Annotated in this window: 26 protein-coding genes; 20 read left to right on the top strand and 6 right to left on the bottom strand. The window is 59.1% G+C overall.

The window, feature by feature from the left end:
* Positions 1 to 161: 161 nt before the first annotated feature.
* The 4 genes from J4E42_RS18915 to bfr all read left to right on the top strand — a co-directional run bounded on the left by J4E42_RS18915 (position 162) and on the right by bfr (position 3,838).
* Complete coding sequence (locus tag J4E42_RS18915; RefSeq protein ID WP_008036437.1) at positions 162 to 557, top strand: EamA family transporter; 396 nt, start codon at positions 162 to 164, stop codon at positions 555 to 557.
* A gap of 4 nt (positions 558 to 561) precedes the next feature.
* Positions 562 to 2,019: a UbiA family prenyltransferase gene (locus J4E42_RS18920; protein WP_008036436.1), complete on the top strand. Its 1,458-nt coding sequence runs from the start codon at positions 562 to 564 to the stop codon at positions 2,017 to 2,019.
* Positions 2,013 to 3,254: a glycosyltransferase family 39 protein gene (locus J4E42_RS18925; protein WP_207285861.1), complete on the top strand. Its 1,242-nt coding sequence runs from the start codon at positions 2,013 to 2,015 to the stop codon at positions 3,252 to 3,254. Before J4E42_RS18920 ends, J4E42_RS18925 begins: the two co-directional genes overlap by 7 nt.
* 107 nt (positions 3,255 to 3,361) lie before the next feature.
* Positions 3,362 to 3,838 carry a bacterioferritin gene (gene bfr / locus J4E42_RS18930; protein ID WP_008032161.1) on the top strand — a complete coding sequence of 159 codons (477 nt, stop codon included), beginning with the start codon at positions 3,362 to 3,364 and terminating at the stop codon, positions 3,836 to 3,838.
* Positions 3,839 to 4,013: 175 nt separating this feature from the next.
* Here the strand turns inward: bfr and grxD are convergent, their stop codons facing one another.
* The 3 genes from grxD to J4E42_RS18945 all read right to left on the bottom strand — a co-directional run bounded on the left by grxD (position 4,014) and on the right by J4E42_RS18945 (position 6,983).
* Entirely contained in the window at positions 4,014 to 4,355 is a 342-nt protein-coding gene (gene grxD / locus J4E42_RS18935) for a Grx4 family monothiol glutaredoxin (RefSeq protein ID WP_008032163.1), read from the bottom strand.
* A 97-nt stretch (positions 4,356 to 4,452) separates the two neighbouring features.
* On the bottom strand, positions 4,453 to 6,558 hold the full coding sequence (locus J4E42_RS18940) for a molybdopterin oxidoreductase family protein (RefSeq protein WP_207285862.1): 2,106 nt from the start codon (positions 6,556 to 6,558) through the stop codon (positions 4,453 to 4,455).
* A gap of 134 nt (positions 6,559 to 6,692) precedes the next feature.
* Positions 6,693 to 6,983, bottom strand: coding sequence for a hypothetical protein (locus J4E42_RS18945; RefSeq protein ID WP_207285863.1), 291 nt, complete (start codon positions 6,981 to 6,983; stop codon positions 6,693 to 6,695).
* 407 nt (positions 6,984 to 7,390) lie between these two features.
* Here J4E42_RS18945 and argF point away from each other — a divergent pair, with 407 nt between their 5' ends.
* Positions 7,391 to 8,311, top strand: a complete 921-nt coding sequence (gene argF, locus J4E42_RS18950) for an ornithine carbamoyltransferase (RefSeq protein ID WP_032832563.1) — start codon at positions 7,391 to 7,393, stop codon at positions 8,309 to 8,311.
* Positions 8,308 to 9,417 carry an ABC transporter ATP-binding protein gene (locus tag J4E42_RS18955; RefSeq protein WP_008040856.1) on the top strand — a complete coding sequence of 370 codons (1,110 nt, stop codon included), beginning with the start codon at positions 8,308 to 8,310 and terminating at the stop codon, positions 9,415 to 9,417. Before argF ends, J4E42_RS18955 begins: the two co-directional genes overlap by 4 nt.
* Positions 9,418 to 9,543: 126 nt before the next feature.
* On the opposite strand, the gene J4E42_RS18960 is transcribed toward J4E42_RS18955, so the two are convergent.
* Both J4E42_RS18960 and ybaK read right to left on the bottom strand, forming a co-directional pair.
* Positions 9,544 to 10,326, bottom strand: a complete 783-nt coding sequence (locus J4E42_RS18960; protein ID WP_207285864.1) for a PhzF family phenazine biosynthesis protein — start codon at positions 10,324 to 10,326, stop codon at positions 9,544 to 9,546.
* Between the two features lie 15 nt (positions 10,327 to 10,341).
* Positions 10,342 to 10,812, bottom strand: coding sequence for a Cys-tRNA(Pro) deacylase (ybaK, locus tag J4E42_RS18965; RefSeq protein WP_007971306.1), 471 nt, complete (start codon positions 10,810 to 10,812; stop codon positions 10,342 to 10,344).
* A gap of 369 nt (positions 10,813 to 11,181) precedes the next feature.
* On the opposite strand from ybaK, the gene J4E42_RS18970 reads away from it, so the two are divergent.
* From J4E42_RS18970 to J4E42_RS19035, 14 genes are all read left to right on the top strand, one after another.
* On the top strand, positions 11,182 to 12,033 hold the full coding sequence (locus J4E42_RS18970; RefSeq protein WP_008032171.1) for an MIP/aquaporin family protein: 852 nt from the start codon (positions 11,182 to 11,184) through the stop codon (positions 12,031 to 12,033).
* A gap of 75 nt (positions 12,034 to 12,108) precedes the next feature.
* Positions 12,109 to 13,614, top strand: a complete 1,506-nt coding sequence (gene glpK, locus J4E42_RS18975; RefSeq protein ID WP_008032172.1) for a glycerol kinase GlpK — start codon at positions 12,109 to 12,111, stop codon at positions 13,612 to 13,614.
* Positions 13,615 to 13,709: 95 nt separating this feature from the next.
* On the top strand, positions 13,710 to 14,465 hold the full coding sequence (locus J4E42_RS18980) for a DeoR/GlpR family transcriptional regulator (RefSeq protein ID WP_008032173.1): 756 nt from the start codon (positions 13,710 to 13,712) through the stop codon (positions 14,463 to 14,465).
* Positions 14,466 to 14,760: 295 nt separating this feature from the next.
* Positions 14,761 to 16,299 carry a glycerol-3-phosphate dehydrogenase gene (gene glpD, locus J4E42_RS18985; protein WP_207285865.1) on the top strand — a complete coding sequence of 513 codons (1,539 nt, stop codon included), beginning with the start codon at positions 14,761 to 14,763 and terminating at the stop codon, positions 16,297 to 16,299.
* A 435-nt stretch (positions 16,300 to 16,734) separates the two neighbouring features.
* The gene (locus J4E42_RS18990) at positions 16,735 to 17,649 is read left to right on the top strand and encodes a glutamate/aspartate ABC transporter substrate-binding protein (RefSeq protein ID WP_008032176.1); all 915 of its coding nucleotides are present in this window, start codon (positions 16,735 to 16,737) and stop codon (positions 17,647 to 17,649) included.
* Positions 17,650 to 17,844: 195 nt separating this feature from the next.
* Positions 17,845 to 18,591 (top strand): amino acid ABC transporter permease, encoded by a 747-nt coding sequence (locus tag J4E42_RS18995; RefSeq protein ID WP_008032179.1) that lies wholly within the window; start codon positions 17,845 to 17,847, stop codon positions 18,589 to 18,591.
* Complete coding sequence (locus J4E42_RS19000) at positions 18,591 to 19,262, top strand: amino acid ABC transporter permease (protein ID WP_207285866.1); 672 nt, start codon at positions 18,591 to 18,593, stop codon at positions 19,260 to 19,262. Before J4E42_RS18995 ends, J4E42_RS19000 begins: the two co-directional genes overlap by 1 nt.
* Positions 19,259 to 19,993, top strand: a complete 735-nt coding sequence (locus tag J4E42_RS19005; protein ID WP_008032183.1) for an amino acid ABC transporter ATP-binding protein — start codon at positions 19,259 to 19,261, stop codon at positions 19,991 to 19,993. Before J4E42_RS19000 ends, J4E42_RS19005 begins: the two co-directional genes overlap by 4 nt.
* 148 nt (positions 19,994 to 20,141) lie before the next feature.
* Positions 20,142 to 22,043: a sensor histidine kinase gene (locus tag J4E42_RS19010; protein WP_008040854.1), complete on the top strand. Its 1,902-nt coding sequence runs from the start codon at positions 20,142 to 20,144 to the stop codon at positions 22,041 to 22,043.
* Positions 22,040 to 23,368, top strand: a complete 1,329-nt coding sequence (locus J4E42_RS19015; protein ID WP_008040853.1) for a sigma-54 dependent transcriptional regulator — start codon at positions 22,040 to 22,042, stop codon at positions 23,366 to 23,368. The genes J4E42_RS19010 and J4E42_RS19015 overlap by 4 nt, the downstream gene beginning before the upstream one ends.
* An 8-nt stretch (positions 23,369 to 23,376) precedes the next feature.
* Positions 23,377 to 23,706, top strand: coding sequence for a GlpM family protein (locus J4E42_RS19020; RefSeq protein WP_207285870.1), 330 nt, complete (start codon positions 23,377 to 23,379; stop codon positions 23,704 to 23,706).
* A gap of 229 nt (positions 23,707 to 23,935) precedes the next feature.
* Positions 23,936 to 24,856 carry an arginase gene (locus J4E42_RS19025; RefSeq protein WP_207285867.1) on the top strand — a complete coding sequence of 307 codons (921 nt, stop codon included), beginning with the start codon at positions 23,936 to 23,938 and terminating at the stop codon, positions 24,854 to 24,856.
* On the top strand, positions 24,853 to 25,227 hold the full coding sequence (locus tag J4E42_RS19030) for an EamA family transporter (RefSeq protein ID WP_192420029.1): 375 nt from the start codon (positions 24,853 to 24,855) through the stop codon (positions 25,225 to 25,227). Before J4E42_RS19025 ends, J4E42_RS19030 begins: the two co-directional genes overlap by 4 nt.
* A 10-nt stretch (positions 25,228 to 25,237) precedes the next feature.
* The gene (locus J4E42_RS19035) at positions 25,238 to 25,636 is read left to right on the top strand and encodes a transporter (protein WP_008040850.1); all 399 of its coding nucleotides are present in this window, start codon (positions 25,238 to 25,240) and stop codon (positions 25,634 to 25,636) included.
* 115 nt (positions 25,637 to 25,751) lie between these two features.
* Here the strand turns inward: J4E42_RS19035 and J4E42_RS19040 are convergent.
* Positions 25,752 to 26,039: MipA/OmpV family protein (locus J4E42_RS19040; RefSeq protein WP_207285868.1), on the bottom strand; the 288-nt coding region annotated here is incomplete at its 5' end.

Raw genomic sequence — 26,039 nt, forward strand, 5'->3', positions numbered from 1 at the left:
CTTGCTCAAGGGCCGACCAAAGTTGTTTGGCTACTGGGAGCTAAAATTTCCTGTTCCCTCCTGCTTTGATTTTCCGGCCGAGAGCGTTTCCTGCCGAATTGACGCAATCCAATGTCACTGCTACACAAATAGAATGCGACACAAACTCGGGGGAGGGCGCTTTGTTAAATCTCAGCCTAGTAAAAAACGTTTATGCGCTCATCCTGATTAGCGTCACGATATCCGCCTTTGCGCAGATCGCCCTCAAGGCCGGCATGGACTCCCCTTCCGCCCAGAGGGTGATCGCAGAAGGAGGGGCACGAGCATCAGCATTGCTCGATATTGCCCTCAACCCCCTAATATTGCTCGGCCTTTTCCTGTATTTCAGCAGTGCGGCGGTCTGGCTGATGGTGCTATCCAAGGTGCAGGTCAGTTTCGCCTATCCGTTCGTGGCACTGGGCTTTGTGCTAACGGCCGTGCTCGGCCGCCTCGTCTTCAATGACACCTTCTCCGCGGCCAAGGTCATCGGCACATTGCTGATCATGAGCGGGGTTGTCGTGATGGCGAGGGGGGCGTGACGTCATGACGAACATGAACGAAATCGATGACGCGCCGATTCCGCTTTGCGTGGATCTGGATGGCACACTGGTGCGCACCGACATGCTGCTCGAAACATTTCTGTTGCTTGCAAAGACCTCGCCTCTCTCGCTCGCCTCCCTGCCGGGCTGGCTCATGAAGGGCAAGGCGAGCCTCAAGCACCGCATCGCCGAGCGAGTAACGATCGATGCAGCTAGCCTCCCCTATCGCACCGATGTGCTAGTCCTGATCGAAACCGCCCGCGCAGCGCAGCGCCCTATCATTCTTGCCACGGCATCTTGCGCCGGCGTCGCCAATGGTATTACGGACCATCTGGGCCTCTTCGACGAGGTACTGTGCAGCGACGAAGGCACCAATCTTTCCTCCCACGCCAAGGCTAGTATGCTCGTCGAACGCTTTGGCGAACGAGGCTTCGACTATATCGGCAACGACAAAGCGGACTTGCCCGTATTCGCACGGGCGCGCCGGGCGTTTCTGGTTTCCTCACAGGACGGTCTGAGGCAAGCGGCGCGGGATCGCAATCACGACATTGATTTTATAGAGGATCCAAGCGGTGGTTTTCGTGTCTGGTGGAGAGCCCTGCGCATTCAGCAGTGGCTGAAGAATCTCCTTGTCTTCGTCCCCCTGCTAGCGGCGCATCAGGTGACGAATCCGCAACTATTGTTCTGGGCGATCCTTGCCTTCATCTCGTTCAGCCTGTGCGCCTCGTCCGTCTATCTGCTGAATGATCTGCTCGACCTGCCCGCAGATCGCAAGCATCACCGCAAGAAGAACCGGCCTTTTGCCGCTGGGACCTTGTCCGTGAAATCGGGCATCGCCGCCATCCCCTTGCTGCTTGGTTCATCCCTGATACTTGCGCTGCAATTGCCGCCACGCTTTCTCGTTGTGCTCGGTGTCTACTATTTTCTGACCGCTGCCTATTCCTTCCTGTTGAAGAAGCAGGTGATCGTCGATGTGATGATACTGGCCAGCCTTTATTCGATTCGTGTCATAGCGGGCGCCGCCGCGACGGATATCAAACCGTCCTTTTGGTTACTCGCTTTTTCCATGTTCATCTTCCTCAGTCTTGCCCTGGTGAAGCGTTACTCGGAGCTGCGGGATACTGCCTTTTCGGTCAAGTTGTTGCCTGGTCGCGGTTATCGTCCTGAAGATCTGCCGGTGGTGCTGGCGCTTGGCTCATCCAGCGGCATGATCAGCGTTCTGATCCTCGCCATGTACACGCAGGCCGAGATTGTGCCCGTCATGTATCCTTCGCACGAATGGTTGTGGTTTGCGCCTTCGCTCATGCTCTATTGGACTGCACGCCTGTGGATGAAGACTGTGCGAGGTGAGGTGGATGAAGACCCCGTGCTCTTCGCGGCGCGGGACTGGCAGAGCATCGTCGTGGTAGCACTGATGGGCTGCACCTTCTTCATGGCAATAAGTGGTCCTTCCTTATGGTGAACACAACATGGCTACTCGCACAGGCCAGCTTCAAGTCAGGTGTCTTGCCCATTCTGATGCTGACTTTTGCGATCCGGTTGATATGGGGACTATTGGTTCCAGTAAGCCCTGTATCGGACGCGAACATGTATCACAGCTTCGCGCAGGAAATCGCCGCAGGCCGAGGCTATGTCTATCCTGGTGGTGAAGCCACGGCTTACTGGCCTGTTGGCCCGTCCGCCCTTTACGGCGCCTTTTATGCGTTGTTGGGCGTGCATGGCTGGGTAGTCATTCTTGTCAACCTGATTCTCAGCTCTATATCGGTAGCTGGAATCTATCAACTCGGCCTTTTGTATTTTGACAGGACGATCGCACGCATCGCGGCGCTGCTATTCGCCTTCTGGCCCGCATGGATCGCCTTCACCACCGTTCCAAACAGCGAATTGCCTCTCATGACGCTGGTGATCTGGGCTTTTGTGGCTCGTGGTACGGGGAAGTTGCCGCACTGGGCTCGCACCGTTCTGTCGACTGCTCTTCTGGTCGCCGCCGCATTCATGCGGCCGACGGTTCTACCGCTTATTGTTTTGCTACCGCTTCTGGATCAGCCCTTCCGTAAACCCGCGCAAACTGTTCTGCACGTCATTCTGGCGCTGGTCGTCGCAGCAATATTGCTGACTCCTTGGGCAGAGCGTAATCGCGCTTTATTTGGCGAGCCGGTACTTATTTCTACGAATTTCGGTATCAATCTGTGGATGGGCAATAACCCCCAGGCAAATGGGGCCTATATGTCGGTGCCCGAGATAAATCTCAATACAAAAAACGAAGTAGTCCGCGATAACCATTACAAAGGTCTCGCGCTCGACTTCATTCGCGAAAATCCAGGTCTCTATCTTCGGTTATGCCTGAACCGGGTCGCCCACAGCTTTGATCGCGAAAGCATCGGCATAGCATGGAACCAGAACTCGCTAGCTCCTGCATTGCAACCGATACTCAAGGCTGGCTCTGCCGCCTATTGGTTAGCAATTTTCTCCCTCTCTCTCATTGGCGTCGGAATATTTCTCCGGGAAAATCCTTTGCGTTTTTTCGATCCGCTGGTGGTAACGCCCGCCTTGTTTGCAACCGTGGCTCTGCTGATCGTCGGCCAGGATCGCTATCATATGCCGATGACGCCGTTCATCGCCTTGTTTGCTGCCTTTTTCATCAATCACATCCTGCACCGTCGATCATCTCGATCAGTGCCGGATACTGCTGCTTAGTTATGATTCGTATGTTCATTTAAGTTTCAATAAGTTAGGTTTGACACTCTTAGTTGTGCGGCTCAAACTCTGGTTTATAGACAGCTATTACAGGGCAGGACCCCATCATGAAAGGCGACATTACAGTCATCCAGCATCTCAACAAGATCCTTGCCAATGAGCTGGTCGCGATCAATCAGTATTTTCTGCATGCGCGCATGTATGAAGATTGGGGTCTGAACAAGCTCGGAAAGCACGAATACCACGAGTCCATCGACGAGATGAAACACGCGGACAAGCTGATCAAGCGCATCCTGTTCCTGGAAGGCCTGCCTAACGTGCAGGACCTGGGCAAGCTGCAGATCGGCGAACACACCCAGGAAATGCTTGAGTGCGACCTGCGCATCGAACGCACTGGCCATGCCGACCTGAAAGTCGCGATCGCTCATTGCGAAACCGTTGGCGACTACGGTAGCCGTGAACTGCTCGAAGATATTCTTGAATCCGAAGAAGAACATATCGACTGGCTGGAAACCCAACTGGGCCTGATCGATAAAATCGGTCTTGAGAACTATCTGCAATCGCAGATGGGCGACGACGAGTAAGTTAGCGTCCGTTAGATTCAAGACAATAAAAAGCCCCGCTCTCTTTTAAGAGGCGGGGCTTTTTTGTGCCTGTGCTGTTGTAGGAGCGAAGCTTGCTCGCGAAAGCGGTGTGTCAGGTACAACGCCTTCGCGGGCAAGTCGGAACGCCGAACCGCTCGCTCCTACAGAAAGCAGGTCAAGCTTCGGTCTTGGCAGCAGCGGCGGCTTCAACAGCCGCTTTGATGGTGCTTTGCAGCGAACCGTCTGCAGCCATCTCGGTCATGATGTCGCTACCGCCGACCAGCTCACCACCGACCCACAGTTGCGGGAAAGTTGGCCAGTTGGCGTATTTTGGCAGGTTGGCGCGGATTTCCGGGTTCTGCAGGATGTCCACGTACGCAAACTTTTCACCACATGCCATCACGGCCTGTGCGGCTTTCGCGGAGAAGCCACACTGCGGGGCATTCGGCGAACCTTTCATGTAAAGCAGAATGGTGTTGTTGGCAATCTGCTCTTTAATCGTTTCGATGATATCCATGAAGCACCTCGGCTGAACTTTCCGACTCGGGGGTCGGCACGGTGGCGCATTGTAACGGAAAGCCGAGCGCCATGCTCGGTCTCCCCGACAGACTCAATCAAGCCGCCGCTACGGTCACCGGCACACCGTTCAATGCCGCATTCCCCGACAACTCATCGAGCTGACACTCGTCGGTCAGGTCATTGGCACTGGAACCTGGCTGGCCGCTGGCAATCGTCATCTGCACGCCAGGCCGCGCATGGCCCCAACCGTGCGGCAGGCTGACCACTCCTTTCATCATATCCTGACTGCCCAGCACTTCCACTTCGATCATGCCGACCCGGGAACTGACCCGCACCCGCTGCCCATCGCTGAGCCCGCGACTGGCAAGGTCGTCCGGATGCATCAGCAACTGATGACGCGGCTTACCCTTCACCAGTCGGTGATAGTTGTGCATCCACGAGTTATTGCTGCGCACGTGACGACGGCCAATCATCAGCAGTTCATCAGCCGCCGGTGCTTGCAGCGCCGCAAATCGCGAGAGGTCGGCAAGGATCGCCGCCGGTGCTGCCTGAACGCGCTGGTTGGCGGTTTTCAGGCGTGGCGCCAGATTGGATTTCAGTGCGCCAAGGTCGACGCCATGCGGTTGATCAAACAGCGTCGCCAAAGACAGCTTGTGCGGCGAGGCGTCGCCATACAGCCCCATTCGCAAGCCACGATCGATCATCTGCGCAGGGGGAATCGTCGGTTTCAGTTCCTTGCCGGTCTTCGCGGCAAAGGCCTTGGCCAGCCCGACGAAAATCTCCCAGTCGTGCAACGCGCCTTCCGGCTTGGCCAGGATCGCGCGATTGAACCGGCTGACGTTACGCACCGCAAACATGTTGAACGTGGTGTCGTAGTGATCGTTTTCCAGGGCTGAAGTGGACGGCAAGATCAGGTCGGCATAGCGCGTGGTTTCGTTGATGTACAAGTCAACACTGACCATGAACTCCAACCCGTCAAGCGCCTGCTCCAGTTGCCGGCCATTGGGCGTCGACAACACCGGATTGCCAGCCACGGTAATCAACGCGCGAACCTGCCCTTCCCCTTCGGTCAGCATCTCTTCGGCCAGCGCCGACACTGGCAGCTCGCCGCTGTATTCCGGACGCCCGGACACGCGGCTCTGCCACAGATTGAAATGCCCGCCCGAGGTAGACGCCACCAGGTCCACCGCCGGTTCGGTGCACACCGCGCCACCGACGCGATCAAGGTTGCCGGTGACCAGGTTGATCAACTGCACCAGCCAATGGCACAACGTACCGAACGCTTGGGTTGAAACGCCCATGCGCCCGTAACAGACCGCGCTCGGCGCCGCCGCGAAGTCCCGCGCCAATTGGCGGATCTGCTCGGCCGGCACGGCACACAACGGGCTCATGGCTTCGGCGGTGAAAGCCGCGACGGCCTTGCGCACGTCATCCAGGCCGTCGACCGGTAAATGGCTGTCGCGGGTCAGGCCTTCAGCAAACAACGTGTTGAGCAGCCCGAACAGCAATGCCGCGTCGCCACCCGGACGGACGAACAGATGCTGATCGGCAATCGCAGCCGTTTCGCTGCGACGCGGATCGACCACCACCACTTTACCGCCCCGGCCCTGTATCGCTTTCAGGCGCTTTTCGACATCCGGTACGGTCATGATGCTGCCGTTGGAGGCCAGCGGATTACCACCAAGAATCAGCATGAAATCGGTGTGATCGATATCCGGGATCGGCAACAGCAAGCCGTGGCCGTACATCAAATGGCTGGTCAGGTGATGAGGCAACTGATCGACCGAGGTCGCGGAAAACCGGTTGCGGGTTTTCAGCAGGCCAAGAAAGTAATTGCTGTGGGTCATCAGCCCGTAGTTGTGCACGCTGGGGTTGCCTTGATAAACCGCCACCGAGTTCTGCCCGTGGCGCTCCTGTATCCCTGCCAGGCGTTCAGCGACCAGGTTGAAGGCATCTTCCCACTCGATGGGTTGCCATTCGCTGCCAACGCGCAGCATCGGCTGACGCAGGCGGTCTGGATCGTTCTGGATGTCTTGCAGGGCAACGGCCTTGGGGCAGATGTGCCCGCGGCTGAACGTATCGAGGGCATCGCCCTTGATCGAGGTGATCTGCACATCACCATCGAGCTCGGTGGTCTCGATGGTCAGGCCGCAGATGGCTTCACACAGGTGGCAGGCACGGTGATGGAGAGTCTTGGTCATGGCCAGTCTCTGTCTTGTTCTGGGCGGGCAATAACGGCCGCGGGAACAAAACTATGGCGCGTGCCCCGCCACTGCGCCAGCGACGTTCGTCTTGTGAATCGGCGGCCATCAGGCCAGCCGATGACCGCTCGGGATCAGTTCGACGGCAGCCTCGGTGGCGCCTGCAACTGAATCTCCTGGATGGTTTCAATCTGTTCGTGGGCGACATGCACGCCGGTGAGTTCGCCGATCAGCCGCCAGTGCTCGTCGAGCCCTGTGCTGATGGTGGCCATGCGGTCGATCATCCGCCGGCCAGCCGCCTTGGTCACCTCGTCATTACTTCGCAAAAGCTCAAAGGACATTGAGGTCATGGAAGCGGTGAGATGCGTCAGTGAGCGGGCCGTGAGACCTAGTAATTCCATCAATTGCTGTTCTTTCGATTCCATTCCGAAGGCTTCCTGCATCGCTCGTGACTTAGTTATAACCCAGCACATTGCATTAGCAAGTGTTACAAACGAGGCACATTGCCATCAGCGGGCTGGAATGCCGGGTCAGAAACCGACCATCAGCACACCATGCCCGCCCTGTTTGATTGCAAAGCCCCGCAGCCGCAGTGTACAAATGAGCAGCTGCTGTCAGGAAACAGGCTTCAAAAGCGCTACTGCGGTCACCCCATAGCCCCTCTGAAATCCCCTAAAAACCGTAGCCCTATTGGTAAGACGCGACATTTAATTATAAGATCGCGCCTTCCCCTATTTCGTCGCCCTGTGCGGCTTACGCCGCAGGTCTCGCCCGTTTTCCAGTTAAACAAGGCTTTGAGCATCTGCGGTTTGTAGCAAAAAGGTAGTCAATGATGAGCGCAAGGCACTTTCTCTCCCTGATGGATTGCACGCCCGAAGAGCTGGTCAGCGTGATCCGTCGAGGCGTTGAGCTCAAAGACCTGCGTAACCGCGGCGTACTGTTCGAGCCCCTGAAAAACCGCGTGCTCGGGATGATTTTCGAGAAGTCCTCGACCCGTACCCGGATCTCGTTCGAGGCCGGCATGATCCAGCTCGGTGGCCAGGCAATCTTCCTGTCGCCGCGCGACACGCAACTGGGCCGTGGCGAACCGATCGGCGACGCCGCCATTGTCATGTCGAGCATGCTCGATGCGGTGATGATCCGTACGTTTTCCCACAGCACCCTGACCGAATTCGCCGCCAATTCGCGCGTCCCGCTGATCAACGGCCTGTCCGATGACCTGCACCCGTGCCAGTTGCTGGCCGACATGCAAACCTTCCTCGAACATCGCGGCTCGATCCAGGGCAAGACCGTTGCCTGGATCGGCGACGGCAACAACATGTGCAACAGCTATATAGAAGCGGCGATCCAGTTCGACTTCCAGTTGCGCATTGCGTGCCCTGAAGGCTATGAACCCAATCCTGAGTTCGTGGCCAGCGCCGGTGACCGGGTGACCATAGTCCGGGATCCGAAGGACGCCGTGCGCGGCGCGCATCTGGTGAGCACCGACGTCTGGACCTCCATGGGCCAGGAAGAGGAAACCGCCAAGCGCCTGAAGCTGTTCGCACCGTTCCAGGTCACCCGTGCCCTGCTGGACCTGGCCGCCGATGACGTGCTGTTCATGCATTGCCTGCCCGCCCACCGTGGCGAGGAAATCAGCCTCGACCTGCTCGATGACCCGCGCTCAGTCGCCTGGGATCAAGCGGAAAACCGTCTTCACGCACAAAAGGCCCTGCTCGAGTTTCTCGTTCCGCCTTCGTACCACCACGCATGAGCCAGCCATTACTGCTTAACCTGCGCAACCTCGCTTGCGGCTATCAAGACCAGCGCGTCGTGCAGAACCTCAACCTGCATTTGAATGCCGGTGATATCGGTTGCCTGCTCGGTTCTTCGGGTTGCGGCAAAACCACGACGCTGCGGGCGATTGCCGGTTTTGAACCGGTGCACGAAGGTGAAATCACCCTGGCGGGCGAGACGATCTCCAGCGCCGGCTTCACCCTCGCGCCGGAGAAACGCCGGATCGGCATGGTGTTCCAGGATTACGCGCTGTTTCCGCATTTGAGCGTGGCGGAAAACATCGCGTTCGGGATTCGCAAGCATCCGCAAAAGGATCGTGTGACCGAAGAGCTGCTGGAACTGGTCAACCTGAAAAACCTCGGCAAACGCTTTCCGCACGAGCTTTCCGGCGGTCAGCAACAGCGTGTCGCCCTGGCTCGCGCCCTGGCGCCGGAACCGCAACTGTTGCTGCTCGACGAACCGTTTTCCAACCTCGACGGCGAACTGCGGCGCAAGCTCAGCCACGAAGTGCGCGACATCCTCAAGGCCCGTGGCACCAGCGCGATTCTGGTGACCCACGACCAGGAAGAAGCTTTCGCGGTAAGCGATCATGTCGGGGTTTTCAAGGAAGGTCGCCTGGAACAGTGGGACACGCCCTACAACCTGTATCACGAACCGCTGACGCCCTATGTGGCCAGTTTCATCGGTCAGGGATACTTCATTCGTGGTCAGCTGAGCAGCCCGGAATCGGTGCAGACCGAGCTGGGTGAGTTGCGCGGCAATCGGGCCTACACCTGGCCGATTGGTGGCGCCGTGGACGTATTGTTGCGCCCGGACGATATCGTTTATGCACCGGACAGTGGCTTGAAGGCGCGGATTGTCGGCAAGTCGTTCCAGGGTGCGTCGACGTTGTATCGGTTGCAGATGCCCACCGGCGCGCAGCTGGAATCGATTTTCCCGAGCCATGCCGATCATCTGGTCGGTGCAGAAGTTGGCATTCGGGTTGCCGCTGAACACCTGGTGTTGTTCCAGGCGTCCGGCAGCATCGCCGCGCAGATTCCTACGGTCGAATCCGGCGTTCGGCGTTACAGCACTGCCAGCTGATACCTGAATCTGTAGGAGCGAGCGGTGCGGCGATCCGACTTGCCCGCGAAGGCGTAGTGTCAGTCGATATTTGCATTGCCTGACACTACGCCTTCGCGGGCAAGCCTCGCTCCTACGGGATTGGGGTTAACCGAGGATCAGCATTCCGCTCGCAACCAGCGTCGCATTCCCGCCGATCTTCACCCGATCGCCTTCCAGCCGACAGAACAACTCCCCGCCTCGCTTCGAACACTGATACGCCGTCAGGCTCGACTTGCCCAAACGCTTCGACCAATACGGGATCAAACTGCAATGGGTCGAACCGGTCACCGGATCCTCATTGATACCGATCGCCGGCGCGAAGTACCGCGACACAAAATCATGCTTGCTGCCCTTGGCGGTGACGATGGCACCCGGCCACGGCAGTTTGGCCAACGCGACCATGTCGGGCTGACAGTCGAGCACGGCCTGTTCCGACTCCAGCACCACGAATAATTCATTCGAACCCAACACATCGACCACGTCGACGCCCAAGGCGCGTTCGACATCTAGGGTCACGCCGACTGCAGACGGCACGATTGCCGGGAAATTCAGCCACAAGCGACCGCCCTCACGACTCACGCTCAGCAGGCCGGACTTACAAATGAAGTCCAGGCGTTCGACCGGCTCTTTATAGATCTCGAACAAGACATAAGCGCTGGCCAGGGTGGCATGCCCACACAAAGGCACCTCGGTGGTCGGAGTGAACCAGCGGATGTGCCAACCCTGCCCTTCACGCACCACAAAGGCGGTTTCGGCGAGGTTATGTTCAGCGGCGATTTTCTGCATCAACTCATCGGCGAGCCACGCATCGAGGCGATAGACCATCGCCGGGTTACCGCTGAACGGTCGCTCACTGAACGCGTCGACCTGATGGAACTCAAGCTGCATAACCTTCTCCCTGATTCAGGCGCGGCCGATATCGGCGAACTTGGCCTGGGTATGTTCGGCCAGTACCGCGGGGGCCAGTTCCACTTCCAGGCCACGTCGACCGGCACTGACGAAAATGCTGGCAAAGGGTTGGGCCGAATTATCGATAAACGTGCGCAGGCGCTTTTTCTGTCCCAGCGGGCTGATACCGCCCAACAGATAACCCGTCGAGCGCTGCGCGGCGGCGGGGTCGGCCATTTCGACTTTTTTCACCCCGGCGGCATGCGCCAGGCCCTTCAAGTCCAGACTTCCGACGACCGGCACCACCGCCACCAGCAATTCCCCTTTTTCACTGGCCGCCAGTAACGTCTTGAACACTTGCGCCGGGTCCAGCCCCAGTTTCTCCGCGGCCTCCAACCCATAAGACGCCGCCTTCGGATCATGTTCGTAACTGTGCACGCGATGTTCGGCACGAACTTTTTTCAACAAATCCAATGCGGGGGTCATGACAGCTCCAGACTGGGCGGCAGAGAAAAAATACTGCGCTGGATTCTAGGACATTGCTCCATAAAAGGCTCTATCACGGCAGCGTTTCCAGCACTTGGCGCGATTCTTTACCGCTCGTCAGAGTTCGTCCGGTACGCCAAACAAAACGATCATTCATGTGACTAATAGTTGCATTGTGACCGACAGTTCACTTTCGACCTTTGACAGCAGTGTTTCTTGTCTATATTTTTTCGAATCTGAATACAGTACAACGTGACAACGCAGTACCCAGCAGTAAGCCAGGAACAGGATGGGGATCCTGCCCTGGTGAAAATCGCGCTTTGGCCATGACGAAAAAAGCGCCAGACAACAAAAACAAAGAGGTTTTCAATGACAACTGCTTTACAACAACCGTCGCTTTCGAGCCAATGCATGGCCGAGTTTCTGGGCACTGCACTGCTGATCTTTTTTGGTACCGGTTGCGTTGCCGCGCTCAAGGTCGCGGGTGCCAGCTTTGGCTTGTGGGAAATCAGCATCATCTGGGGCGTCGGCGTCAGCATGGCGATCTACCTGACCGCCGGGGTTTCGGGTGCTCATCTCAATCCTGCCGTAAGCATCGCGCTGAGCATTTTCGCTGACTTCGAAAAACGCAAACTGCCGTTCTATATTCTTGCCCAGGTGGCCGGCGCCTTCTGCGGCGCGTTGTTGGTTTACACGCTGTACAGCAATCTATTCTTCGATTACGAACAAACTCACCATATGGTTCGTGGCACTCAAGCCAGCCTTGAACTGGCGTCGGTGTTCTCCACGTTCCCCAACCCGGTCTTGTCCACGGCCCAGGCCTTCCTGGTTGAAGTGATCATCACCGCCGTCCTGATGGGCGTGATTATGTCCCTGACCGATGACAACAACGGTCTGCCAAACGGGCCGATGGCGCCGCTGCTGATCGGCCTGCTGATCGCGGTGATCGGCAGCTCGATGGGCCCGCTGACCGGTTTTGCGATGAACCCGGCGCGTGACTTCGGTCCCAAACTGATGACTTTCTTCGCTGGCTGGGGTGAAATTTCCTTCACTGGTGGCCGCGATATCCCGTATTTCCTGATCCCGATTTTTGCACCGATTGTCGGTGCCTGCCTCGGTGCTGCAGCGTATCGCGGGCTGATTGCCCGTCATCTGCCCAGCGCCGAACCTGCTACAAAGGACGCAACACCGGCCATTGACGGCAAACCAAGAACTTCTTGATACCGTAGGCGCGTGATCCTGCCCATTTGGTCCCGCGCCTGACCTCACTCCCTTTTTTCGTCCAAGGCAATCGACATGACCGACATTCAGAATAAGAACTACATCATTGCCCTCGATCAGGGTACGACCAGCTCCCGCGCGATCATTTTCGACCGCGACGCGAACGTGGTTTGCACCGCCCAGCGCGAATTCGCCCAGCATTACCCGCAAGCCGGTTGGGTCGAACACGACCCGATGGAAATCTTCGCCACCCAAAGCGCCGTGATGGTCGAGGCCCTGGCGCAAGCCGGCCTGCATCACGACCAGGTCGCGGCCATCGGCATCACCAACCAGCGCGAAACTACTGTGGTCTGGGACAAGACCACCGGCCGCCCGATCTACAACGCGATCGTCTGGCAGTGCCGCCGCAGCACCGAGATCTGCCAGCAGCTCAAACGTGACGGCCACGAGCAATACATCAGCGACACCACCGGCCTGGTCACCGACCCGTACTTCTCCGGCACCAAACTCAAGTGGATCCTCGACAACGTCGAAGGCAGCCGCGAGCGTGCGCGCAAAGGCGAACTGCTGTTCGGCACCGTGGACAGCTGGCTGATCTGGAAATTTACCGGCGGCAAAGTCCACGTCACCGACTACACCAACGCCTCGCGCACCATGCTCTTCAACATCCACACCCTGGAGTGGGATGCGAAGATGCTGGAGGTGCTGGATATTCCGCGCGAGATGCTGCCGGAAGTTAAATCCTCGTCAGAAATCTACGGCCACACCAAAAGCGGCATCGCCATCGGCGGTATCGCCGGTGATCAGCAGGCTGCCCTGTTCGGCCAGATGTGCGTCGAGCCAGGCCAGGCGAAAAACACCTACGGCACCGGCTGCTTCCTGCTGATGAACACCGGCGACAAAGCGGTGAAGTCCAAGCACGGCATGCTGACCACCATCGCTTGCGGTCCGCGTGGCGAAGTGGCCTACGCGCTGGAAGGCGCGGTGTTCAACGGCGGCTCCACCGTTCAGTGGCTGCGTGACGAACTGAAAATCATCAACGACGCGCACGACACCGAATACTTCGCCAACAAGGTCAAGGACAGCAACGGCGTGTACCTGGTGCCAGCCTTCACCGGCCTGGGCGCTCCGTACTGGGACCCGTATGCCCGTGGCGCATTGTTCGGACTGACTCGCGGCGTACGCGTGGATCACATCATTCGTGCAGCGCTGGAGTCGATTGCCTACCAGACCCGCGACGTGCTCGACGCCATGCAACAGGATTCCGGCGAACGCCTCAAAGCATTGCGTGTGGATGGCGGCGCGGTGGCAAACAACTTCCTGATGCAATTCCAGGCCGACATCCTCGGCACTCAGGTTGAGCGCCCGCAAATGCGCGAAACCACCGCACTCGGTGCGGCGTACCTGGCCGGTCTGGCGTGTGGCTTCTGGGGCAGCCTGGAGGAGTTGCGCGGCAAGGCGGTAATCGAGCGCGAATTCGAGCCGACACTGGACGAAACCGCCAAGGAAAAACTCTACGCCGGCTGGAAAAAAGCGGTCAGCCGCACTCGTGATTGGGAACCGCACGAAGGCGCTGAATAAGCCACGGACCGGACTCGTATCCGGTTGTAACTGGTCGGGAGCGGATTCCTGCGGCATCATGGGCAAATTTTGCACGGCAGCCCAAAGGAAGCCCCATGAATCTGCCTCCCCGTCAGCAGCAAATCCTCGAACTGGTCCGCGAACGCGGCTATGTCAGCATCGAGGAAATGGCCACGCTGTTCGTCGTTACACCGCAGACCATCCGCCGCGACATCAATCAGCTCGCGGAATCCAATTTATTGCGTCGCTACCACGGTGGCGCAGCCTACGATTCCAGTGTCGAAAACACCGCCTACGCCATGCGTGCCGATCAGATGCGCGATGAAAAGCAGCGTATCGGCGAAGCCATTGCCGCACAGATTCCCGATCACGCCTCGCTGTTCATCAACATCGGTACCACGACCGAATCGATCGCACGGGCGCTGCTCAACCACAACCATCTGAAGATCATCACCAACAACCTGCATGTGGCTTCGATGCTCAGCGCCAAGGACGACTTCGACGTTCTGCTGACCGGTGGCAATGTGCGGCGCGACGGTGGCGTGGTCGGCCAGGCGAGTGTCGACTTCATCAACCAGTTCAAGGTCGACTTCGCCCTCGTCGGTATCAGCGGTATTGATGAAGACGGCAGCCTGCTGGACTTCGATTATCAGGAAGTGCGGGTGTCGCAGGCGATCATCGCCAATGCGCGGCAGGTGATTCTGGCGGCGGACTCCAGCAAATTCGGGCGCAATGCCATGATTCGCCTGGGGCCGATCAGCTTGATCGATTGCCTGGTGACAGATCAACAGCCAGTGCCGGCGCTGGCGCAGTTGTTGAGTCAGCACAAGATTCGGTTGGAAGTCGTTTAAACACCGTTGACATCTTAGTCGTTCATACCGACGCCATCGCGAGCAGGCTCACTCCCACAGGTTTAGCGTAACCCTGTGGGAGCGAGCCTGCTCGCGATGACGATCGTCGAAGCAACACATCTCTTGCTCTCTATCGCCTGTTTAAATGTTCGTAAATTTTCCTTTAACGGCCCTTCGATCAGTATTTTCAATCGAAGTTAACTGGCTGTGGGCGGCTTTATGGGCTACCATTTTCGCAAATGAACATTAATGTTCGAAATCCAATATCGACAATCAAAAAAACCGAGGCCAGCCGATGCCCACTTCTACCTTGCCTACGCCCCCACTCGCCGAGGTCTACGATATCGCCGTCATCGGTGGCGGGATCAATGGCGTGGGGATTGCAGCGGATGCCGCCGGTCGCGGTCTTTCGGTGTTCCTTTGCGAAAAGGATGATCTGGCCAGCCACACCTCGTCGGCCAGCAGCAAACTGATCCACGGTGGCCTGCGCTACCTCGAACATTACGAATTCCGCCTGGTCCGCGAAGCCCTCGCCGAGCGCGAAGTGTTGCTGGCCAAGGCGCCGCACATCGTCAAGCAAATGCGCTTCGTCCTGCCGCACCGTCCGCACCTGCGTCCGGCCTGGATGATCCGCGCCGGCCTGTTCCTGTATGACAACCTGGGCAAACGGGAAAAACTGGAAGGTTCGAAAAGCCTGAAGTTCGGCCCGGACAGCCCGTTGAAAAGCGAAATCACCAAAGGCTTCGAATACTCCGATTGCTGGGTCGACGACGCGCGCCTGGTGGTCCTGAACGCCATGGCGGCCCGCGAGAACGGCGCCCATGTGCACACCCAGACCCGTTGCGTCAGCGCCCGTCGAACCAAAGGCCTTTGGCATCTGCACCTGGAACGCGCCGACGGCAGCCTGCTTTCGATCCGCGCCAAGGCGCTGGTGAATGCGGCCGGCCCATGGGTTGCCAAGTTCATTCGTGATGATTTGAAAATGGAATCGCCGTACGGCATCCGCCTGATCCAGGGCAGTCACCTGATCGTGCCGAAACTGTACGAAGGTGATCACGCGCACATTCTGCAAAACGAAGATCAGCGCATCGTCTTCACCATTCCGTACCTGAACCATTTCACCCTGATCGGCACCACCGACCGTGAATACACCGGCGATCCGGCTAAAGTGGCGATCACCGAAGGCGAAACCGATTACCTGTTGAAAGTGGTCAACGCCCACTTCAAGAAGCAGATCAGCCGCGACGACATCCTGCACAGCTATTCCGGTGTTCGTCCGCTGTGCAACGACGAATCCGACAACCCGTCGGCCGTCACCCGCGACTACACCCTCGCGCTTTCGGGCACGGGCGAAGAAGCGCCGTTGCTGTCGGTGTTCGGCGGCAAGCTGACCACCTACCGCAAACTGGCCGAGTCGGCGCTGGCGCAACTGGCGCCTTACTTCACGCACATCAAGCCGAGCTGGACCGCCAGCGCCACCCTGCCGGGCGGCGAAGACATGACCACCCCGCAGGCGCTGAGCTCGCGCATCCGTGACCAGTTCGACTGGGTGCCGACCGAAATCGCCCGTCGTTGGGCCACCACTTACGGCAGCCGCACCTGGCGCATGCTTGAAGGCGTGCAAACCCTTAGCGACCTGGGCGAGCACATCGGCGGCGGTCTCTACACCCGCGAAGTCGATTACCTGTGCAGCGAAGAGTGGGCAACCACGGCGCACGACATTCTGTGGCGTCGCAGCAAGCTGGGCTTGTTCACCACCCCGGCCGAGCAGCAAGCGCTGGCGGAGTATCTGAGCAAGGTGGAGCAGAACCGCAGCAAGATTGAAGCGGCCTGATCGGCAATCCGCTTGAACGAAAGCCCCTGAATCTCACGATTCAGGGGCTTTTTGCTATTCGGGAAACACCATCAATCCCCTGTAGGAGCTGGCTTGCCAGCGATGAGGCCCTTGGCTTTTGCACCTATCTAAGGGACGCCATCGCCGGCAAGCCAGCTCCTACAAGGTTAGCGTGCGTCCGGCATTCGGTTTTCCGAACGCGACTCATCGGTCTATTCGGTTAACCGGACTATCTCACTCCAAAAAACGCGCCACAAATATTTAATCTCATTATAAATCAATACTTTAGCCTGTATCGACTGGTCTGGCACGAGTCATGCTCTACACTCTTGGACGAATGCTTGTTGCGCGGACCCTAAGAAGCCGACAGACATTCGAAGCACAAAAGGGCCGATGAACTGGCTCCATAAAAAAAACAATGTCGAGGAAAATTTGATGCGCATCGTTCCCCATATCCTGGGCGCAGCCATTGCTGCAGCTCTGATTACCACTCCAGTTTTCGCTGCCGAACTCACCGGCACACTGAAGAAGATCAAAGAGTCCGGCACCATCACCCTCGGGCATCGTGACGCTTCCATTCCGTTTTCCTATATCGCGGACGCTTCCGGCAAACCGGTTGGCTACTCCCACGATATTCAGCTGAAAGTCGTTGAAGCCCTGAAAAAAGACCTCGACATGCCGAATCTCCAGGTCAAATACAACCTGGTGACCTCGCAAACCCGCATCCCGCTGGTGCAGAACGGCACCGTGGACCTCGAGTGCGGTTCCACCACCAACAACGTCGAGCGTCAGCAGCAAGTTGACTTCTCCGTCGGCATTTTCGAAATCGGTACTCGCCTGCTGTCCAAGGCAGACTCCAAGTACAAGGATTTCGCTGACCTGGCCGGCAAGAACGTCGTGACCACCGCCGGCACCACGTCCGAACGCATCCTCAAGGCGATGAACGCCGACAAGCAGATGGGTATGAACGTCATCTCCGCCAAAGACCACGGCGAATCCTTCCAGATGCTGGAAACCGGCCGTGCCGTGGCTTTCATGATGGACGACGCCCTGCTGGCAGGTGAAGCAGCCAAAGCCAAGAAGGCAACTGACTGGGCCGTGACCGGCACTCCACAGTCCTACGAAATCTACGGCTGCATGGTCCGCAAGGGCGACGAGCCGTTCAAGAAGGCTGTAGACGACGCCATCGTGGCAACCTACAAGTCGGGCGAGATCAACAAGATCTACGACAAATGGTTCATGCAGCCAATCCCGCCAAAAGGTCTGAACCTGAACTTCCCGATGAGCGACGAGCTCAAGGCCCTGATCGCCAATCCGACTGATAAAGCGGCTGACGACAAGAAGTCCTGATTTTCTGACTAACCTTATCTCCTGAGAGGGCCGTCGCCCTTTCAGGAGGTGGTCACTTCCTGCTGGTATTTTTTGGAAACACTCGAACCGGTGGCTGTCGAGCCGGGAGCGTGTGCCTGATCGAAAAGGTCAGGCGGGAACGGAGCTTCCCCCAAGCGGGCACTTGCACATCGATTGAACTGAGGGGAGACCCTAATGAATTACAACTGGGACTGGGGCGTGTTCTTCAAGTCCACCGGCGTGGGCAGCGAGACCTATTTCGACTGGTACGTGTCCGGTCTGGGCTGGACCATCGGCATCGCCATCGCGGCCTGGATCATCGCCCTGACACTGGGCTCGATCCTGGGCGTCATGCGCACCGTGCCGAACCGCATCGTATCGGGCATCGCCACCTGCTACGTCGAACTTTTCCGTAACGTACCGCTGCTGGTGCAGCTGTTCATCTGGTACTTCCTGGTGCCCGATCTGCTGCCGCAAGACCTGCAGGAATGGTACAAACAGGACCTGAACCCGACCACCTCCGCGTTCCTCAGCGTGGTTGTCTGCCTGGGCCTGTTCACCACGGCTCGCGTTTGCGAACAGGTGCGCACCGGTATTCAGGCACTGCCAAAAGGCCAGGAATCCGCTGCTCGCGCCATGGGCTTCAAGCTGCCGCAGATCTACTGGAACGTGCTGCTGCCCCAGGCCTACCGGATCATCATTCCGCCGCTTACCTCGGAATTCCTGAACGTATTCAAGAACACCTCCGTCGCCTCGCTGATCGGCCTGATGGAGCTGCTCGCACAGACCAAACAGACCGCCGAGTTCTCCGCGAACCTGTTCGAAGCGTTCACCCTGGCGACCCTGATCTACTTCACCTTGAACATGAGCCTGATGCTGCTGATGCGCCTGGTCGAGAAGAAAGTGGCCGTACCGGGCCTGATCTCCGTAGGGGGTAAATGATGGAATTCGACTTCTCGGGCATCATCCCGTCCCTGCCGGGCCTGTGGAACGGCATGATCATGACCCTGCAACTGATGGCGCTGGGCGTCGTCGGCGGGATCATCCTCGGCACCATCCTCGCGCTGATGCGCCTGTCCCACAGCAAGCTGCTGTCGAACATCGCCGGCGCCTACGTTAACTACTTCCGTTCGATTCCACTGCTGCTGGTCATCACCTGGTTCTACCTGGCGGTGCCGTTCGTGCTGCGCTGGATCACCGGCGAAGACACACCGATCGGCGCATTCGCCTCGTGCATCGTGGCGTTCATGATGTTCGAAGCGGCGTACTTCTGCGAAATCGTCCGCGCTGGCGTGCAGTCGATTCCCAAAGGCCAGATGGGCGCTGCCCAGGCCCTGGGCATGTCGTATGGCCAGATGATGCGCCTGATCATCCTGCCGCAAGCGTTCCGCAAGATGACCCCGCTGCTGCTGCAACAGAGCATCATCCTGTTTCAGGACACCTCGCTGGTCTATGCCGTCGGCCTGGTGGACTTCCTCAATGCCTCGCGTGCCAGTGGCGACATCATCGGCCGCTCGAATGAGTTCCTGATCTTCGCAGGTCTCGTGTACTTCACAATCAGCTTTGCCGCCTCGCTGCTGGTCAAGCGTCTGCAAAAAAGGTTTGCCGTATGATCTCTATCAAGAATGTCAACAAGTGGTATGGCGACTTCCAGGTACTGACTGACTGCAGCACCGAGGTCAAAAAAGGCGAAGTGATCGTGGTGTGCGGGCCGTCCGGCTCCGGCAAATCCACCCTGATCAAATGCGTCAACGCCCTGGAACCGTTCCAGAAAGGCGACATCGTGGTCGACGGCACGTCCATTGCGGACCCGAAGACCAACCTGCCGAAGCTGCGTTCACGCGTGGGCATGGTGTTCCAGCATTTCGAGCTGTTCCCGCACCTGACCATCACCGAAAACCTGACCATCGCGCAGATCAAGGTGTTGGGCCGCAGCAAGGAAGAAGCCACCAAGAAAGGCCTGCAACTGCTGGAGCGCGTCGGCCTCTCGGCACACGCTCACAAGCACCCGGGCCAGCTCTCCGGTGGTCAGCAACAGCGTGTGGCGATTGCCCGTGCGCTGGCGATGGACCCGATCGTCATGCTGTTCGACGAACCGACCTCCGCGCTCGACCCTGAAATGGTCAACGAAGTGCTCGACGTGATGGTGCAACTGGCCCACGAAGGCATGACCATGATGTGCGTGACCCACGAAATGGGCTTCGCCCGTAAAGTGGCGGACCGGGTGATCTTCATGGACGCCGGCAAAATCATCGAAGACTGCAAGAAAGAGGAGTTCTTCGGCGACATCAGCCACCGCGCCGAGCGTACCCAGCACTTCCTCAACAAGATTCTGCAGCACTAAAAAACACCGCTCCCCTTGTAGGAGCTGGCTTGCCGGCGATTCAGACGACACGGTGTGTCTGACTGGTCGCCTTCGCCAGCAAGCTGGCTCCTACAGGGGGCAGTGCAAAGCTTCAGATTTGTGTTGTGGTTGACCCAAGGCATCTGTGATGAAATGCGACCCCACTCTCTATCGCGCAGCGCCGCCATCACTCGTCGTGAAACCCCGTCTGATCCGCCACTTGTTCCTGCCGCCACTGGTCATCGCCCTGATGATCGGATTGGGTTACCTCGGCTTCTGGGTCAGCGAGCACTACGGGATCCGCAGCCTCAGCGAGAACGGCCAGCGTCAGCTCGAACTGCACGCCCGCGCCGTCGAGAGCGAGATCAGCAAGTACACCTACCTGCCCAGCCTGCTGGAACTCGAAACCAGCGTTTCGAAGCTGCTGGCCGACCCGTCGCCGGAACACCGGCAAACGGTCAATGAATACCTCGAAGGCCTGAACCGGCGCAGCCGCAGTCGGGCCATCTACGTGATGGACACCACCGGTCGTGTCATGGCCACCAGCAACTGGCGCGACGTCGACAGTTATCTCGGTGAAGACCTGTCCTTTCGCGCCTATTTCCAGAACGCCGTGCGCGGCCAGCCGGGTCGCTTCTATGGCATCGGCAGCACCAACGGCGAACCCGGTTATTACCTGGCCCATGGCCTGGAAGAACACGGCAAGATCATCGGTGTCGCGGTGGTCAAAGTCCGCCTCGAAGCCATGGAAGAACGCTGGCAGCGCGCGCGCCTGGAAGCCTTCGTCAGCGACGAAAATGGCATCATCATTCTCTCCAGCGATCCGGCGCGACGGCTGAAATCAGTCGTTCCATTGAGCGACGAGACCAAGGAAAAACTCGCCCGCAGCCTTCAGTACTACTGGTTTCCACTGAACGAGCTGCAACCGCTGGCCCGGGAAAGACTGGCCGAAGGCGAGGAAAAACTGACCTTCCCGGCCAACAGTGAAGTGGAGTCCGACGAAGAGGACATCAGTTACCTCTCGCAAACCCGTCCCTTGAGCGACACTCCGTGGAATTTCACCCTGCTCACGCCGCTGCAGGATTTGCGTCGCGAAGCGATCAATCAGGGGATTCTGGTGGCCGTGGCGTTTGCCCTGGTGGCGTTCCTGCTGATCGCCTGGAACGAGCGCCGCAAGGTGATCGCCACCCGTCTCGCCGCCCGGGAAGCCTTGCAGGAAGCCAACAATCAACTGGAGCGTCGGATTACCGAACGCACCACCGACCTGCGCGCCAGCAACGAACGGCTCAAGGGCCAGATCCGCGAACGCCGTCAGGCCGAAGAGACCTTGCGCCGCGCCCAGGATGAACTGGTGCAGGCCGGAAAACTCGCGGCCATCGGCCAGATGTCCACCAGCATCGCCCACGAATTGAACCAGCCGCTGGCGGCGCTGCGCACCTTGTCCGGCAACACCGTGCGCTTTCTCGAGCGCGGGCAACTGGATGTGGCCAGCACCAACCTCAAGACCATCAACGAATTGATCGATCGCATGGGCCGGATCACCGCAAGCCTGCGCTCCTTCGCCCGGCGCGGCGACGACAAGGGCCAGGCCTGCCTCGGCAAAGCGGTGGACGCCGCGTTGCAACTGCTCGGTGGACGCGTGGAAAGTGTCCCTCTGCACTTGCATCGTGAGTTCGCCGACGTGCAGGTGCAGATTGACCAGACCCGCCTGGAGCAGATTCTGGTCAACCTGATCGGTAACGCCCTCGACGCCATGCAGTCGCAACCCCAACCGGAACTGTGGCTCGAAGGCGAAGCGTTCGACGGCAAGTATCGCCTGCGAGTACGCGACAACGGCCACGGCATCGATGCCGAAGCGCGCAAGCATCTGTTCGAACCGTTCTTCACCACTAAACCCGGCGAGCAAGGCCTGGGCCTCGGCCTGACCCTGTCCGCCAGCCTGGCCGCCGCCACCGGCGGACACCTGGGTGTCGAACACCCGGCCAGCGGTGGTACCACCTTCGTCCTCAGTTTACCGTTGGTAAGCCCCCTTCAAGCCGAGCCAATATGAACAACGACCTTAGTGTGCTGATCGTCGAAGACGACCCTCATGTGCTGCTCGGCTGCCAACAGGCGCTGACCCTGGAAGACATTCCCTGCGTCGGCGTGGGCAGCGCCGAAGAAGCGCTGGAGCGGGTCGGCGACAACTTTGCCGGCATCGTCATCAGCGACATTCGCCTGCCGGGCATCGATGGCCTGGAATTGCTGACCCGGCTCAAGGCCCGTGATCGCAGCCTGCCGGTGGTGCTGATCACCGGCCACGGCGACATTTCCATGGCCGTCGGCGCGATGCAGAAAGGCGCCTACGACTTCATGGAGAAACCTTTCTCCCCCGAACGGCTGGTGGATGTCGCCCGTCGTGCGCTGGAGCAACGCAGCCTCGCCCGGGAAGTCTCTTCGCTGCGCCGGCAATTGGCGGAACGGGATTCCCTGGAAGGCCGGATCATCGGTCGTTCGCCAGCCATGCAGAACCTGCGGGAATTGATCGCCAACGTCGCCGATACCTCGGCCAACGTGCTGATCGAAGGCGAAACCGGCACCGGTAAAGAACTGGTCGCGCGCTGCCTGCACGACTTCAGTCGGCGTCACACCAAACAGTTCGTCGCCCTGAACTGCGGTGGTCTGCCGGAGAACCTGTTCGAAAGTGAAATCTTCGGCCACGAAGCCAACGCCTTCACCGGCGCCGGCAAGCGGCGGATCGGCAAGATCGAACACGCCGACGGCGGCACGCTGTTCCTCGACGAAGTGGAAAGCATGCCGCTGCCGTTGCAGATCAAACTGCTGCGGGTGTTGCAGGAACGCACTCTGGAACGCCTCGGCTCAAACCAGAGCGTGGCGGTGGATTGCCGGGTGATCGCGGCGACCAAGTCCGATCTCGACGAGTCGAGCAAGGCCGGCGAATTCCGCAGCGACTTGTATTACCGGTTGAACGTGGTGACCCTGGAACTGCCGCCGCTGCGCGAGCGCCGCGAAGACATCCTGCAACTGTTCGAGCACTTCCTGCAGCAATCGTCCTTGCGTTTTGACCGTGCCGTGCCGGAGCTGGACAACCAGACCGTGTCGAACCTGATGAGCCACGACTGGCCGGGCAACGTCCGTGAACTGCGCAACGTTGCCGAGCGGTATGCCCTCGGTCTGCCGGCCTTCAAGAAGTCGGGCGCCAGCGGCAGCAATCAGGGCCTGGCCTTCGCCGAAGCGGTGGAAGCCTTCGAGCGCAACCTGCTCGGCGACGCCTTGCAACGCAGCGGCGGCAACCTGACCCAGGCCAGCCTGGAACTGGGCATGGCCAAAACCACGCTGTTCGACAAAGTGAAGAAGTACGGGTTGAGCCACTGATGGACCTGATGCTCAAGGCAACCCTGGGTGCGGCGGTGGTGTTGATCCTCGCTGCGCTGGCCAAGACCAGAAACTATTACATCGCCGGCCTGGTGCCGCTGTTTCCGACCTTTGCGCTGATTGCGCACTACATCGTCGGCAAGGGTCGCTCGCTGGACAACTTGAAGACCACGATTGTGTTTGGCATGTGGTCGATCATTCCGTACTTCATCTATCTGGCGACGTTGTACGTGATGGTCGACCGGATGCGGCTGGAGGCTTCGCTCGCCGTGGCGGCGGTGGCGTGGTTGATCGCGGCGACGATCCTCGTCAGCGTCTGGGTTCGCTTCCAGACCTAAACACCCCAATCCTGTAGGAGCGAGGCTTGCCCGCGAAGAACGATAACGCGGTGCATCAGTTGTTCCGCTGCGGACCATTCGCGGGCAAGCCTCGCTCCTACAGGATTGGGGTGTTTCGAGACTGGAGGCTGGCCCGCCCCTTGCATTTACCCCCAAAAGCCCCCTCGGCCGGCCTTCATGATGGATGGAGCCGGTGTCTGGGAGGGTCTGCCAAGGGTGAATTGCGACCTTGAACATTTTAGATCTCGACCACAGCCTGACAGCCCAGGCCCCCATCGCACGGTTGCTCGACAGCGGCCGCGCGAAACGCCTGGACTTGCTCGACCTCGGCCCGAAATTGCGGCTCTGGTCCAGCGAACGCACCTGGCGCCGCTTCGCCGAACGCCTGCAACAACGTCCGCGCCACAGCGGCCCGCAACCGGAAATCTTCTTCGTCGGCTCCGGCGATTACCACCACTTGACCCCGGCCTTTCTCACTGACTTGCCGGTGCCGGTGAGCCTGATCCACTTCGACAATCACCCCGACTGGGTCCACTTCGCCCCGCGTCGACACTGCGGTTCGTGGGTCAACCAGGCGCTGAAACTGCCGAACGTCCAGCGCATCGTCACCCTCGGCCCGTGCAGCGATGACCTGCAAAATCCACAGCTCAAGGGCGGCAACCTCAGTGCCCTGAAACGCGGGGTCTTGCAGCTGTTTCCGTGGCAGCATCCGCCCTCGAAAGTCTGGGGCCGGGTCGGCGATGGCGCCGGGCATCAGCAACTGGAAAACCAGCTGCACTGGCGCAACCTCGCCGAGCTGGATTGGCCGGTGTTTCTCGATCAGTTGATCACCAGCCTGCCCACCGAGGCGGTGTGGATCACCATCGACAAAGACGTCTTGGCCTGCGAAGACGCGGCGACCAACTGGGATCAGGGCGGCATGCGCCTGAGCCATCTGCTGCAAGCGATACGCGTGCTGGCCGCGAACAAGCGGATCCTCGGCATCGACATCTGCGGCGAATACGCCCGCCCCGCCTTCAGCAACGCCTTCAAACGCTGGGAAGCCAAGGCCGACCAGCCGCCGGCGGAGCGCTGGAGCGCAGACGATCTGCTGCGTAACTCGACCACCAATCAGGCACTGATCGAGCTGTTCGAGGAGCTCTTCCCATGACCCTTACCGTGATTGTGCTGGTGGCGTTTTCCATCGTGCTGGACGTCATTGGCCAGCTCTGTTTCAAGCTCGGACTCGACCGCTTGCCGGAACTTGAAGGCGGTTTTCGCCTGAATGCGTTCTGGGGCCAGGTGTTCAACGCGCCGCTGCTGTGGTGCGGGATCGGCGCCTACGTGATCGAGTTTTTTGTCTGGCTCGAAGCCCTCTCCCGCGCGCCACTGAGCCTGCTGTTTCCGGCGGCGGCGCTGGCGTATTGCGGCGTGGTGCTGGCCGGCAAACTGATCCTCGGTGAAACCGTGAGTCGTCGGCGCTGGCTCGGCACTTTAGTGATTACGGCGGGCGTGATGCTCGTGTGTGTCGCCCATGCATGAGGCTCAATCGATGATCAGAGGCAAGACCGACTGGCTGCATGAGCGCTTGGGCACCATCGTGCTGTGGGCGCTGTTGATCGCTTTTGAAAGTGCCGGGCAGATCGCCACGAAGGTGGGCGGTGATCAACTGGGGCAGATGGATTTCAACCTGAAGTGGCTGATGGCCGTAGCGGTGAATCCTGGGGTGTGGCTGGCGATCGCCTGTTACATCGGGGCGTTTTTCGTGTGGATGCTGATATTGCGACGCAGCAGCCTGTCGCTGGCGTTTCCACTGAGTTCGCTGGTGTTTGTCGGGGTTTTGCTTGGGTCTTGGCTGGGGTTGGGCGAGCAGATCAGCGTGCTGCACTGGGTGGGGGTGGCGGTGATCATGGGGGGGATTGCGTTGCTGGCTGAAGGTGAAGAAACCTAGATTTCAGTGATCTCAAGGGCCCCATCGCGAGCAGGCTCGCTCCCACATTGGACTGCATTCCACCCTGTGGGAGCGAGCCTGCTCGCGATGGCGTCAGACCAGCCAATGAACCTTTCTATTCAAACTTGTAAGCCACCGCCGCCTGCACTCCACCCTGATGGGTATCCCCGACCGCTTTGACAATGCTGCTATCCGCCGCCGACCCCGTCAGGTGAATCCAGCTCGCGCTCGTCAGCAGTGACCATTGCGGCGCCAGGGGAAATTCGAAGCTCTGGGTCAGCGCCACGTTCTGCAAGCCACCACCGGCGTTGTACGGGCGGATCCCCGAGGCTTGAGACTCGTCGGCACTGACGCCGAAGAACGTCTGGTTCTGCCGGGCATCGGCAAAATGCGCGGTCAGGTT

Source organism: Pseudomonas sp. FW300-N2A2, from assembly GCF_017351735.1.
GTDB lineage: Bacteria > Pseudomonadota > Gammaproteobacteria > Pseudomonadales > Pseudomonadaceae > Aquipseudomonas > Aquipseudomonas migulae.